This window comes from Streptomyces sp. HUAS TT11, assembly GCF_051553595.1.
In the GTDB taxonomy this organism is placed as follows: Bacteria; Actinomycetota; Actinomycetes; order Streptomycetales; family Streptomycetaceae; genus Streptomyces.
The window spans coordinates 1,643,561-1,656,119 of record NZ_CP196184.1 but is presented as its reverse complement, the minus strand read 5'-3'; the positions used below and the strand labels follow the sequence as shown (position 1 = coordinate 1,656,119).

Annotated in this window: 13 protein-coding genes; 4 read left to right on the top strand and 9 right to left on the bottom strand. The window is 72.2% G+C overall.

Annotation, left to right across the window (positions count from 1 at the left end):
- The first annotated feature begins 466 nt into the window (after positions 1–466).
- Complete coding sequence (locus ACSHXN_RS07730; protein WP_438302839.1) at positions 467–3,154, top strand: ATP-binding protein; 2,688 nt, start codon at positions 467–469, stop codon at positions 3,152–3,154.
- A 7-nt stretch (positions 3,155–3,161) separates the two neighbouring features.
- Here ACSHXN_RS07730 and ACSHXN_RS07725 read toward each other — a convergent pair whose 3' ends face one another.
- The 8 genes from ACSHXN_RS07725 to ACSHXN_RS07690 all read right to left on the bottom strand — a co-directional run bounded on the left by ACSHXN_RS07725 (position 3,162) and on the right by ACSHXN_RS07690 (position 9,412).
- A complete protein-coding gene (locus ACSHXN_RS07725; protein ID WP_355139717.1) occupies positions 3,162–3,953 on the bottom strand; it encodes an SDR family NAD(P)-dependent oxidoreductase in 792 nt (263 codons plus the stop codon).
- Positions 3,954–4,017: 64 nt separating this feature from the next.
- Positions 4,018–5,136 carry a bifunctional 3-oxoadipate enol-lactonase/4-carboxymuconolactone decarboxylase PcaDC gene (pcaDC, locus tag ACSHXN_RS07720; protein ID WP_438306439.1) on the bottom strand — a complete coding sequence of 373 codons (1,119 nt, stop codon included), beginning with the start codon at positions 5,134–5,136 and terminating at the stop codon, positions 4,018–4,020.
- A gap of 5 nt (positions 5,137–5,141) precedes the next feature.
- The gene (gene pcaB, locus ACSHXN_RS07715; RefSeq protein WP_438302838.1) at positions 5,142–6,473 is read right to left on the bottom strand and encodes a 3-carboxy-cis,cis-muconate cycloisomerase; all 1,332 of its coding nucleotides are present in this window, start codon (positions 6,471–6,473) and stop codon (positions 5,142–5,144) included.
- A complete protein-coding gene (pcaG, locus tag ACSHXN_RS07710; RefSeq protein ID WP_355139711.1) occupies positions 6,470–7,075 on the bottom strand; it encodes a protocatechuate 3,4-dioxygenase subunit alpha in 606 nt (201 codons plus the stop codon). The genes pcaB and pcaG overlap by 4 nt, the downstream gene beginning before the upstream one ends.
- A 6-nt stretch (positions 7,076–7,081) precedes the next feature.
- On the bottom strand, positions 7,082–7,855 hold the full coding sequence (pcaH, locus tag ACSHXN_RS07705) for a protocatechuate 3,4-dioxygenase subunit beta (RefSeq protein WP_355139709.1): 774 nt from the start codon (positions 7,853–7,855) through the stop codon (positions 7,082–7,084).
- Positions 7,856–7,863: 8 nt separating this feature from the next.
- Positions 7,864–7,989, bottom strand: coding sequence for a hypothetical protein (locus ACSHXN_RS07700; RefSeq protein ID WP_355139707.1), 126 nt, complete (start codon positions 7,987–7,989; stop codon positions 7,864–7,866).
- The gene (locus ACSHXN_RS07695) at positions 7,986–8,630 is read right to left on the bottom strand and encodes a CoA transferase subunit B (RefSeq protein WP_438302837.1); all 645 of its coding nucleotides are present in this window, start codon (positions 8,628–8,630) and stop codon (positions 7,986–7,988) included. Before ACSHXN_RS07695 ends, ACSHXN_RS07700 begins: the two co-directional genes overlap by 4 nt.
- Complete coding sequence (locus ACSHXN_RS07690) at positions 8,630–9,412, bottom strand: CoA transferase subunit A (protein ID WP_438302836.1); 783 nt, start codon at positions 9,410–9,412, stop codon at positions 8,630–8,632. Before ACSHXN_RS07690 ends, ACSHXN_RS07695 begins: the two co-directional genes overlap by 1 nt.
- Before the next feature lie 211 nt (positions 9,413–9,623).
- Here ACSHXN_RS07690 and ACSHXN_RS07685 point away from each other — a divergent pair, with 211 nt between their 5' ends.
- The 3 genes from ACSHXN_RS07685 to ACSHXN_RS07675 all read left to right on the top strand — a co-directional run bounded on the left by ACSHXN_RS07685 (position 9,624) and on the right by ACSHXN_RS07675 (position 11,391).
- Positions 9,624–10,091 carry a MarR family winged helix-turn-helix transcriptional regulator gene (locus ACSHXN_RS07685; protein ID WP_355139815.1) on the top strand — a complete coding sequence of 156 codons (468 nt, stop codon included), beginning with the start codon at positions 9,624–9,626 and terminating at the stop codon, positions 10,089–10,091.
- 93 nt (positions 10,092–10,184) lie between these two features.
- On the top strand, positions 10,185–10,943 hold the full coding sequence (locus ACSHXN_RS07680) for an IclR family transcriptional regulator (protein ID WP_356114796.1): 759 nt from the start codon (positions 10,185–10,187) through the stop codon (positions 10,941–10,943).
- A gap of 85 nt (positions 10,944–11,028) precedes the next feature.
- The gene (locus ACSHXN_RS07675) at positions 11,029–11,391 is read left to right on the top strand and encodes a hypothetical protein (RefSeq protein ID WP_331264070.1); all 363 of its coding nucleotides are present in this window, start codon (positions 11,029–11,031) and stop codon (positions 11,389–11,391) included.
- Positions 11,392–11,414: 23 nt separating this feature from the next.
- Here the strand turns inward: ACSHXN_RS07675 and ACSHXN_RS07670 are convergent, their stop codons facing one another.
- Positions 11,415–12,407: a DUF3048 domain-containing protein gene (locus ACSHXN_RS07670; RefSeq protein ID WP_438302835.1), complete on the bottom strand. Its 993-nt coding sequence runs from the start codon at positions 12,405–12,407 to the stop codon at positions 11,415–11,417.
- Positions 12,408–12,559 lie beyond the last annotated feature (152 nt).

The following is a 12,559-nucleotide window of genomic DNA, read 5'->3' as shown; positions in this document are numbered from 1 at the left end:
GATTCCGGACGCCCGAGGGAGAACGCGAGTGCGAAGAGGGCGGACGCATCCCGCCTCCCGGGGCCGCGCCGCAGTCCTCGGAGGTGCGGAACCGGGCCCCGATCACGCCGGCGGACCGGTCGCGGACAACGATTCCGACGCCCTCGGCCGAGCTGCTCGACTCACCGGAGACCAGGGCCGTTCGGGAATGCCCCTGCCCTGCCGCGCGCGTGGCCGGCTCGCGGGCGAAGACGATCGTGCACGGGCCTTTCGGATGCCGTGACCCCGTGGGAAGGTTTGCTTCATTTCCAACGGGCTTTACTGTCAATAACTTTCATCGGACCTGGTCGACGGCCATCTGCGTCGCCGCCGGACACCCCGCGTCACCCGTCACGGCAACAGGTGTCACGACCTGGCTCCGTCGGGGCCCGCGGGAGACTAGGCTCGATGCCTGTACGTCGTTTGGGCGATCTGGGGAGGTACCGGGATGACGGAGGCAGGGCCCGGCGGGGCCCCCTCGGCTTCCCTGTGGGAACGCGACGCGGAACTCGCCGTCGTCACCGAGGCGATCGACGCCCTGCGCGACGATTCCTCGCCGACGGAGATGGGGAGCCTGTTGATGTTCGGCGGGGAGGCCGGCATCGGCAAGACCGCGCTCCTCGCCGAGACACGCCGCATCGCCGAACGCCGCGGGTGCACAGTGTGGTCGGCGCGCGGCGGCGAGACCGTCACGTCCGTCCCGTTCAATGTCGTACGGCAGTTGCTGCAGCCCGCGCTCGTCTCCCTGATGCCGGAGGAGGCGCGCGAGTACCTGGGCGACTGGTACGAGGTCGCTGGCCCCGCCCTCGGGATAACCGACCCCGGTGAGCGCCAGGCCGACCCGCAGGGCGTGTGCGACGGGCTGGTCGCGGCCGTCTCCCGGCTCGCCAAGCGGGAATGGCCGCTGGTCCTGCTCATCGACGACGCGCACTGGGCCGACCAGGAGACCCTCCACTGGCTCGCTGCCTTCTGCGAGCGCCTCGACGAACTGCGTGTCCTCGTTGTCGTCGCCCGCCGCCCGGGAGAGGTCTCCGGCGAGAGCGAACGCCATCTGGAGACGATCGCCGCGGCCGCCCGCCTCCCGCTCACCACCCTGACGGCGCTCACCCCCGATGCGGCCGCGGGACTCACCCGGGCCACCGTCGGCGGGCACGCCGACGCCCCGTTCTGCCGCGAGGTGTGGGCGGTGACCGGGGGCAACCCCTACGAGACGGTCGAACTCCTCGCCAAGGTGCAGGACAGCCAGCTCGAACCGGTCGAGTCGTCCGCCGCCGAACTGCGCGGCCTGAACCGCTCGGCCCGCGGCCACGGCCTGGTGGCCCGGCTCGAAGGCCTCGGCATCGAGGCCACCCGGTTCGCCTGGGCCGCGGCCATCCTCGGCACCGGCATCACCGTGGACCTGGTGGCCCGCCTCGCCACGATGCGTCCCGCGGAGGCGGTGCGCTGCGCCGAACTCCTCGGCGCGGCCCGCATCCTGACCGAGCCGGATGCGGCCAACCGCCAGGCGGACGGCGGCGAGCTGGAGTTCGTGCACCCGCTGATCGCCAGCGCCGTGTACCGGTCGATCCCCGACGGACTGCGCACCGCGATGCACGGCATCGCCGCACAGGTCGTCACCGACTCGGGGCTCGGTGCGGCGGCCGCCTCCCGCCACCTCCTCGAGGTCCATCCGGACGACGACGAGGTACTCGTCGAGCAGATGCGCGAGGCCGCGCGCGAGCACCTCGCGGTCGGCGCCCCCGAGGCCGCCCGCCGCTGTCTCGAGCGGGCGCTGCTGGAGCCTCCGCTGCCCGAGGTCCACCCTCATGTGCTCTACGAACTGGGCTGCGCCACACTGCTGACCTCGCCCTCCACCACCATCGAGTACCTCCAGGCGGCACTCGCCATGCCGGGCCTGGAGGGCGACGACCGGGTGAGCGCCGTCTACCGGCTGTCCCAGGCGCTGCTGCACAACGACCAGCTGGACGAGGCCATTCGCACCGTCGACGAGGAGGCCGCCCGGCTCGAGCACGGCCCCGCACGCCTGCGCCTGCAGGCGGTGCACTACATGTGGGAGGGCATCCACGCGGCGGAGGAGGACTCCCCGGCCCGCTCCCGGGAACTGGCCGAACTCGCCGCCACCTGCACCGGGCGGGACAACTCCGAGCGCGCCCTGCTCATCCTGCGCGGCTTCGACGCGATGACCCACGGCGAGAGCGCCGAGGAGGTCGTGGAGGTGTGCGACCGCGCCCTCGTCAACGGCCGGCTGGCCCCCGGACTCGGCTGGACCGACAGCGCCTGGGGCATCGAACCGCTCCTGATGCTGGGCAGCGCCTATGCCTACACGGACCGCCTCGACCGTGCCGAGAGCCTGTTCACCGAGGCCCTGCGCGCCTACGAGACGGCCGGCTGGAGCGGCGGTCACCTCTCCCTGGCCCATGCCTATGTCGGGCTCGCCCATCGCAGGCGGGGCCGTCTGCGGGACGCGGAGGCGTCCCTGCGCGAGTCACTGCGCCTCGCCGAGCGCGTCGGCCGCGGACTGCCCCTGTACTGGTCGTCGACCTGTGGGCTCGTCGACACGCTGCTCGCCCGCGGACATGTGGACGAGGCCTGGTCGATCGCGGAGCGCTACGGCTTCGCCCCGCCCTACCCGTCCACGATCGTGCTGCCCGACACCCGCTCCGTGCGCGGCCGGCTGCTGATCGCCGTGGGCCGGACCAAGGAAGGCGTCAACGAACTGGAGGCCGCCGAGAAGGCCTGCGCCGGACGTGGCCGCAATCCGGTGCTGGCCCCCTGGGCGGGCGACCTCGCCCGTGCGCTGGTCTCCGACGACCCGCACCGCGCGGCCGAACTGGCCGCGACAGCACGGCAGCAGGCGGAGCTCCTCGGCACCGACACGGCGATCGGCGAGGCACTCAGGGTCGCCGCCGCCCTGGAGACGGGCCCGCGCTCGGTGGCGCTGCACGCCCAGGCGGTGACCTATCTGGAGTCCTCACCCTGCGCCTACGAGCACGCGGCGGCCCGGGTCGAGTACGGGATCGCCGCGAAGTCGGTGGCCGAGCTCAACCGTGGACTGACACTGGCGCGGTCGTGCGGCGCCGATGGGCTGGCGGCGCGGGCGCAGGAGGTGCTGGACCACGGCAGGGGACTGCGCTGACCGCCCGTCACAGTGCGAGCAGCTGACCGGTCACGCTCTCCAGACGCTTCCGCGTCTGCCTGTCGTACGCACGCTCATGGGCCCGTGCCGGACGGGTACCGTCGAAGTAGCCGCCGGTGCCCGCGTCCCGGGTCGCCAGGGCCAGCACCCCGGGTGCGCCGTCGGCGACGCTGTTCCACGGGGTGATGCCGCCCTCACGGACCATCGCGGTGTCCATGTAGGTCGCCGGGTGCAGGACGTTGACCGAGACACCGCTGCCGCGCAGCTCCTCGGCCAGTGTGAACGTGTACGCGGCCAGGGCGAACTTGCTGCGGCAGTACGCCGACAGGCCGCTGTAACCGCGTGTCAGCTCCGGGTCGTCGAAGTCCAGCGGCTCCTGGCCCGCGGAGCCCACATTGACGATCCGGGCGGGGGCGCTCGCCCGTAGGACCGGCAGCAGTGCACGGGTGAGCACAACGGGCGCCAGGTAGTTGACGGCGAGCCGCAGTTCGTGGCCGTCGGCGCTGATCTCGCGATCCGAGCCGCGCGGACCGCCGCCCAGACCCGCGTTGTTGATCAGGACGTCGAGGCGGGGGTGGGCCACGCTCACCTCCGTGCCGAGTCGCCGCACCTCGGCGAGCGAGGCCAGGTCCGCGACAAAACCCTGCGCCTCGCCCTCGGTGCGCAGCTCCTCGACGAGCCGTTCGGTGCGGGCCGCGTCCCGTCCGTGGGCCAGCACGAGGTGCCCCGAGCGGACCAGCTCGAAGGCGACGTACCGGCCGAGACCCGAGGTGGCACCGGTGATCAGAACAGTGGACATGCGTTCAGCCTAGGCACCGTCACGCGGTGGGTGAGTGGCACTGCTGAAGCTACGACCGGCAGGGTCACCCTTGGGGTGAGTCCTCCTCCGCGAGCACCCGCTGCGCCACCGCGAACGCGGAGTTCGCCGCCGGAACGCCACAGTAGATGGCCGTCTGCAGCAGTACCGCGCCGATCTCCTGCGGTGTCAGCCCGTTGCGCCGGGCCGCCGTGACATGCATGGCCAGCTCGTCGAGGTGCCCGTGGGCGACGAGCGCGGTCAGTGTGATCATGCTGCGTTCCCGGCGCGAGAGCGTGGGGTCCGTCCAGATCTCGCCCCAGGCGTAGCGCGAGATGAAGTCCTGGAACCGGGCGGTGAAGGGCGTCTGACGCGTCTGCGCCCGGTCCACATGGGCGTCGCCGAGGACCTCGCGGCGCGCCTGCATGCCGTATCCGGAGGCTCCCGAGAAGTGTGCCCGCAGCGCCGTCAGGACGGCTTTCGGGCACTGCGCGGGCGCCAGGTGCGAGGCCCCCGGAATCTCGACCAGCGCGGCGCCGGGCACCGCGTCCGCGATCTCCCGGAGATGGGCCGGTGGTGTCGCGGGGTCCTTCCGGCCCGCGATCAGCAGCGTCGGCGCGGTGATCGACGCCAGCCGGTCACGGATGTCGAAGGCGGCCAGTGCGTCGCAGCAGGCGGCGTACGCGGCAGGGTCGGCGTCGCGGTGGTCCTGCACGAGCCGTGGCACGGTGAACCCGTCCGTGAACCAGCGGGCTTCGGCGGTGGCCGCGACCGGGGCCAGGCCCTCCCGGCGCACCAGGGCGGCCCGCTCCTCCCACGGCCGCGCGCCGTTGAAGTGCGCGGACGAGCAGAGCACGGCCAGCGACGAGATCCGTTCGGGGTGGTGCACGGCGAGCTGCAGCCCCACCGCACCACCCAGTGACACCCCGGCGTATGCGAACCGCTCCACGCCCAGGGCGTCCGCGAGCGCCAGCACCAGCCCCGCGAGGTCGGCGACCGTCGCCCCGGGACCGATGAGGTCCGGCGCCGAACCGCCGTGTCCGGGCAGATCCCAGCGGATCACCCGGTGATCGGCGGACAGTTCGGGCGCGACCCTGTCCCACAGGGCGTAGGAGGTGCCGAGTGACGGCCCGAGGAGCAGCGGGGGAGCGGTGGGGGCGCCCTCGGCACGGTGGTGCGGCAGCATGTCGGTCACGAACGCTCCAGGGCACGGTCGGTGAGGGATCCGGCAGAGCCGGTGTACTGGGCCGGGTCGGTCGGACCCTCGAGGTCGAGTTCCTTCAACTCGGCTTCCTCGGACAGTAGTTCGGTGAGGCTTCGGCTCTCGGTGTGGGCGCGCCGGGCGATCTCGCTGAGCAGTTCTTTGGCGCGGGCCCGGCCCAGCAGCGGAGTCAGCTCGGCCGCCAGCCGCTCCGAGACGATCAGTCCGTGAGTGAGGGCCAGATGCCGGCGCATGGCCTCCTCGTCCACCCGCAGGCCCTCGGCGAGTTCGGCCCCGTCGCGGGCGGCGCCGCCGACCAGCCGCAGCAGATCGCGCAGCGGCTCCCACTCGGCGTGCCAGGCCCCGGCGGGACGTTCGTCCTCGGCGGTCAGCGATCCGTACAGTGTTGCGGCCAGTTGCGGCGCCCGTCGGGCCGCCGCTGCGATCAGCGTCGCCCGCACGGGGTTCGCCTTGTGCGGCATCGCGGAGGATCCGCCGCCCGCGGCCTCGCCCACCTCGGCGATCTCGGTGCGGCTGAGGGTCAGGACGTCCGTGGCGAGCTTGCCGAGGGCGCCGGCCGTGAGGGCGAGGCCGCCCGCGAGATCGGCGATCGGAGTACGCAGGCTGTGCCACGGCAGCACCGGGTCGGCGAGCCGGAGTTCTCGTGCGTACGCGGCCGTGAGCGCCCGCGGATCGTCCGCTCCGTACGCGGTGAACGCCGCCAGGGTGCCGGCCGCACCCCCGAGTTGGGCGGGCAGCCCGTCCCGGACGGTGCGCAGGCGGTCCCGGGCGTCCAGCATCAGCGACCGCCAGCCGGCCGCCTTCAGCCCGAACGTGGTGGGCACGGCGTGCTGGGTGAGCGTCCGCCCGGGCATGACCGTGTCCCGGTGGCGCACGGCGAGCCGGGCCAGCGCCGTCTGGGTGCGCTCGAGGTCGGCCAGGACCGGGTCGAGCGTGCGCACGGCGACCAGCATCGTCGCCGTGTCCAGGATGTCCTGGCTGGTCGCTCCCCGGTGCACGTAGGGCCCGTGCTCCGCGCCCACCGCCTCGGTCAGATCGGCGACCAGGGGGATGACCGGGTTTCCGCCGGCCCGGGCGCGCCGGGCGAGGGAGCGCACGTCGAAGCGGTCCGCGCGCGCGGCCTCGGCCACCGCTGCGGCCGCCGCCTCGGGAGCCAGGCCCGACGAGGCCAGAGCCCTGGTCAGCGCGACCTCCGCGTCGAGCATGGCCCGCAGATAAGCGGTGTCGCTCGTCGCGTCCGCGGCGGAGGAGCCGGCCCACCCGGGGGCGAGCAGGCCGGTGTCGGAGGGGTCGGATGTCACTGGAACTCCAGGAAGACCGTCTCGCCTTCGCCTTGAAGACGGATGTCGAAACGGTACGTGCCGTTGCCCTCGGCCACGGCGATCAGCGTGTCGCGGCGCTTCTCGTCGAGCCGGGAGAGCAGCGGGTCCGCGGCGAGCGCCGCCCCGTCGTCCGGCAGGTGGATCCGGGTGAACAGGTGCGTGAGCAGTCCCCGCGCGAACACGCACACACTGATGTACGGGGCGCTGCGACCGCGTGCGCCGGGGCGCAGCGTACGGGCGTGCCAATGGCCGTTCGCATCGGTCTGGACCCGGCCCCAGCCGGTGAACTCCACGCCGTTGCGGCCCAGATGGCCACCCGTCGCCGGGTCGCGCCGCATCGAGCCGTCGACGGTGGGGAGCCTGCCCTGCGGATCGGGTCCCCACAGTTCCACGAGGGCGTCCGGCAGCGGGCGGCCCTCGCCGTCGAGGACGTATCCCTGGAGCGTGATGGCGTCCGGACGGCCGTGCGGCGCGATCTCACCACCGCCCGGGAACGGCAGCGCGTATCCGTAGAAGGGGCCGACCGTGTGCGAGGGGGTGGGCAGCACGTCGTCCGGCCTGCTCGTGTCGATGTTCGTCATGGCAGGTCAGCGTCCTTCCTCGATCCAGGTGGCGTTCGGGCCGTCGAGCACGATGTCCCAGTGGTAACCGAGGGAGAACTCGGGCACCGAGAGGCTGTGGTCGTACGTCGCGATCAGCCGCTGCCGGGCGGCGTCGTCGGTCACGGACTGCAGGATCGGGTCGTACGGGAAGAGCGGGTCGTTCGGGAAGTACATCTGCGTCACGAGCCGCTGGGTGAAGGCGTTCCCGAAGAGCGAGAAGTGGATGTGCGCCGGGCGCCAGGCGTTCACATGGTTGCGCCAGGGGTAGGGCCCGGGCTGGACGGTGGTGAAGCGGTAGAAGCCGCTGTCGTCGGTGAGCGTACGGCCCACGCCCGTGAAGTTGGGGTCCAGCGGGGCGTCGTGCTGCTCGCGCCGGTGCGCGTAGCGGCCGGCGGAGTTGGCCTGCCAGATCTCGACGAGCTGGCCGCGAACCGGGTGCCCGGCGCGGTCGAGCAGCCGTCCGGAGACGGTGATCCGCTCGCCGACGGGCTCGCCCCGGTGATGACGGGTGAGGTCGTTGTCGATCTCGGTGATGTCGCGCTCGCCGAAGGCCGGGGAGGACAGCTCCACCATCTCGGGGTCCTGGCCGACGTCGATCGTGATCGGCGGCTGCCGGGGGTGGCGCAGCACGGAGGAGCGGTACGGGGCGTAGTCGCGGCGTGGGTGGTGCTCGACGCGCGCGCCCTCGGCCACGCGCTTCTCGTAGGCGGCGTGTTCGGCCGCGATCTCGACGTCGATGTCGTGCTGGGTGAGAGCCATGTGGAGTCCTAGCGTCCGGGTGCGGGCGTGCGGCCCATACCGATGCACGGGCAGGCGATGCCGGCGTCGCGGCGGGCGGACGGCCGGGCGGCGGTGCGCTTGTGCCCGCCGGTGGCGTCGCCGCCGCCCGTCACGCGAGCTCCTTCGCCACAGCCACCTCGGCGCCGGTCTTGGCGTTGATCTCGTCGATGCTCACGCCCGGGGCGGTTTCGGCGAGGAGGAGTCCGTCCTGGGTGATGTCGAGGACGGCGAGGTCGGTGATGACGCGGTTCACGCAGCGTTTGCCGGTCAGCGGCAGGGAGCACTGGTTGAGGATCTTCGGTGCGCCGTCCTTGGCGGTGTGGGTCATGACGACGATGACGGTGCGGGCTCCGTGGACGAGGTCCATCGCGCCGCCGATCCCGGTGACCAGCTTTCCGGGTATGGCCCAGTTGGCCAGGTCTCCGTGGGCGGAGACCTGCATGGCGCCCAGCACCGCGACGTCGATGTGGCCGCCGCGGATCATGCCGAAGGACAGTGCCGAGTCGAAGTAGGAGGCGCCGGGCAGGACTGTGACGGTCTCCTTTCCGGCGTTGATCAGGTCCGGGTCGACCTGGTCCTCGGTGGGGTAGGGGCCGGTGCCCAGGATGCCGTTCTCCGATTCCAGGACCACCTCCACTCCTCGGGGGAGGTGGTTGGGGATCAGGGTGGGCAGTCCGATGCCGAGGTTGACGTACTGACCGTCCCTGAGTTCCTGCGCGGCCCGGGCGGCCATCTCCTCGCGTGTCCAGGCCATCAGCCGTTCACCGTCCCCGGTGTCGAGGGCGCGGAGACCGTGCGCCGTTCCACCTTCTTGTCCAGGGCCTGTTCGGGGGTGAGGGCCACCACCCGCTGGACGAAGATGCCCGGCAGGTGCACCGCGTCCGGATCGATCGTGCCCGGTTCGACGAGTTCTTCGACCTCGGCGACGGTGACCCTGCCGGCCATGGCGGCCGGGGGGTTGAAGTTGCGGGCGGACCTGTTGAACACCAGGTTCCCGTGGCGGTCGCCGCGCGCTGCCCGTACCAGTGCGTAGTCCGTGCGGATCCCGCGTTCCAGTACGTACTCCACTCCGTCGAAGGCGCGCACTTCCTTGGGGGGTGAGGCCAGGGCGATGCCGCCGTTGCCGTCGTAGCGCCAGGGCAGTCCGCCGTCCGCGACCTGTGTGCCCACGCCTGCGGGGGTGTAGAAGGCGGGGATGCCCGCTCCGCCGGCCCGCATGCGTTCGGCGAGGGTGCCCTGCGGGATCAGCTCGACCTCCAGTTCCCCGGCGAGGTACTGGCGTGCGAACTCCTTGTTCGCCCCGATGTAGGAACCGGTGACCCGTGCGATCCGTCCGGCCGCCAGCAGTACCGCGAGACCCGAGTCCATGGCCCCGCAGTTGTTGGAGACGACCGACAGGCCGCCGACACCCCGCTCGAACAGCGCCTGGATCAGCACGTTCGGAACACCGCTCAACCCGAACCCGCCGACCGCCAGCGACGCACCGTCCGGCACATCGGCCACCGCCTCCAAGGCCGTGGCCACCACCTTGTCCATCCGCGAAGCCTCATCTCTTCCTGGCGATCCGACCCGTAATTAATCAGCACACGGAGTATTTCTGCGAGGTGGCTCTCACGCTGCCACCGTCGGTAGAGAGGAGTCAAGGCCCTGGATGGGACACATGATGCTGCTCCGACCGGAGGTGGGACGGCCGTCGTATCACCGGCTATCGTTCAGTGCACGAATCAAAACGATCAGGGGAGTGCACATGGCCGCGGTGGATCTCTCCACCCATCCGGGGCATCTGGCCCGGCGGTTGCAGCAGGCGCACTACCTGCTGTGGAACACGATGGTCTCCGAGGAGATCACCTCGCCGCAGTTCGCGGTCCTCAACACGCTTGTCGCCGAGCCCGGGCTCGATCAGCGCACCGTGGGGGAGCGTGTGGGTCTCGACCGGTCCACCGTCGCCGAGGTGGTCAGCCGGCTGAGCCGCCGGGCCCTCCTGGACAAGGTCCGCGACCCGCAGGACGGCCGTCGTTCCCTGCTGCGGCTCACGGACGAAGGGGTGCGGACGCACCGCAGGCTGATCGTGCGCACGGCGCGGATGAACCAGGTCTTCCTCGCCCCTCTCTCCGCCGAGGAGCAGTCCGTGTTCTTCGACCTCATCCGGCGCGTCTCGGAGGCCGCCGAGGGGCTGCGCAACCCGGCGACACCCCTCACCACGGCGGAAGCCTGACGAAGTCCGCCCGGCGGACCGCCGGGCAGTACCGTGCAGGTGCAAGGGGGTCCAGCCGGGCCGTGGTGCGGTCCCGGATCGAGAGGATCAGCGATGGCGGCCGAGTCGGAACGCGTCGGGATGAGAACCGTGCAGCGGGCGATCGACATCCTCCAGCTCTTCGACGAAGGCCGTCCCGCCCTGTCGATCCGTGAGATCGCCACCGCGTCGGGGCTTCCCAAGACCACCGTGCTCCGTCTGCTGGGGACGCTTCGGCTCAACGGGCTGCTCTGGCTCGACGAACGCGGCCGCCATCTGGCGGGTCCCGCTCTGCTGCGCTGGTCGCGGCTGGCCGAGCAGGCCTGGCGGCTGCCGCCCGCGGCCGGGGTGATCCTGCGGGAACTGGCCGCCGAGCACGGCGAGACGGTGCACCTGCACGTGCGCCGCGACATCCGCCGCATCTGCATCGCCCAGGAGGAGGGGCCGCAGTCGCTGCGCCAGGTCGTCCGGATCGGGGACGAACTGCCGCTGTGGGCGGGCGGCGTCTCCAGGGCGCTGCTGCTGGACGCCCCGGAGGCCCTGCTGCGCCGTGTGGCCGGGACCTCACCGTGCGGGTCGGCCCACCTGGAGACACTGCACGCCCGGATCGAGGAGGCACGGGCCCTCGGCTACGCCACGAGCCACGGCGAGTACGAAGAGGGCCTCTCGGCGGTGGCCGTGCCGGTGCGCGGCCGTGACGGGGCGCCGGCCGCGGCCCTTTCCTTCGGCGGGCCCAGCACCCGTTTCACCGAGGAACGCGTACGGCGCTTCGCGGACGGACTCCGGGCGGCGGCGCGTGAGCTGTCGCTGGTGGGGCTGCCGTTCGAGGGGTGAGCCCGCGATGGTGGTCCGTTCAGCGGACCGGGCGCGCCGCAGTCCGGAACGTCGGATTAGACTCACCTTGTCCGCAGCGCCCCGTATGCGTACCCGTAAGGAAGGCGGCACCACCGTGGACCGCACCGTCGTCACCCGAACCTCGCGCACCTCCGCCGACTGGTGGGTCACCGCCGACCAGGCGCGGCACGCGGCGCAGAGCGGACTCGCGGGGGCCGCGACGGCACCGGAACTGCTCCGCACACTCACCGAACTCGACCGGGCCCGCCGCGCGACCGTGGTCGCCGTCGGTGCCGCCGTCGAGGCGCTGCTCGAAGGAGGCGTGGCCTGGGAGGCGATCGCGGCGGCCCTGGGATTCGAGTCCGTCGAGGAGGGCCGCCGGGCGCTTGCCCCCGCACGCGAGGACGCGGCCGCCGCGATCGAGCGCCGGCTGGGCCGCCGGGCGTAGGGCGCCCGCCGCGGTGCGGCGGGTCAGGCCTTCGCGAGCACGACCCACACCTGCCCCTTCGCGAAGTTCAACGGGGCGCCGTCCGCCGTCGTGAACCGGGTGCCGCCCGCCGCGGACGCCCGCTGCCACCGGGCGTCGAACGCCTTTCCGTCGCGCAGCACTTGGGCCTTCCCGGAGCCCACGGTCTGGGAGTAGGGCGAGTTGTTGCCGAGGACGTCGTGGAAACGTGAGGCGCGCACCCGCACGTACTGCACCACCACCGTGGCCGGCGCCACCCGCGTGCCGTCCGCCGTCACGGTCGGCGTGCCGTCCATCGACACGAGCCAGCGGTGCCGTTGTGCGGACCAGGTGAACGTGAAGCGGGCCGAGGGGAAGCGGACCGTGCGTGTGTTCTCGGGAGTACCGCCCGAGGGTGCGGAACCGAACCGGAACCCGGTCGTCAGGGCCGCGGCTCCCGGAGCGGACGGGAGCAGCCGCTGCGGCCGCAGAAAGAGGTTGTGCGGCGCGATCTTGCCGCCGCCGCGGAAGTAGGCGCCCGAGTTCTTCTCGGGCGGCTCCGCGGTGAGCGGCGCCTTGTCGATGAGGGGCAGCAGTTTGTGCTGGGCGCCGGAGAACGCGAGCGTCGGATCGTGGAACTGGCGCAGCAGTTCCAGATCCGACTCGCGGGCACTGCGCACCGGTCCCACCACCGGGGGCAGCTTGGTCGCGAACACCGCCATCAGCCGGCTCAGACCGCCCTCGACCTGCTCCGCGTAGACGATGTCCGCCTGGTCCAGGCCCGTCTGGGGCCGGGCCGCGGACACGTTGTCGATCTTCACGGCGAGCAGCGGGCCGGCGGGTGCGGCGGATGTGGCGGGGGTCCGGACGCTGTTCTGCGAGGGCTGCTCCGACCGCTCGCCCCGGCCGTCGGACCTGCCGGCCTCCGATGTGCAGCCCGCCAGCAGAGAGCCCGTCAGGGCGAGGGTCAGCAGCGCCGCCGTCGCCGCGGCACGCTGCATTCGCGCAATCTGTCCCATGCCCACCGTTCCATCACGCCCGTGCCATCGATTGTGCACTTATAAGTTCATCGATGCCCATACCCGTTCTCTTCCGTTCGTGTGCCTTGCGGGGGCGATCGTATGGAGAGGGGGCAAGGGTGGAGGCGTCGGCACGCTCGGCGTCGGTGCGG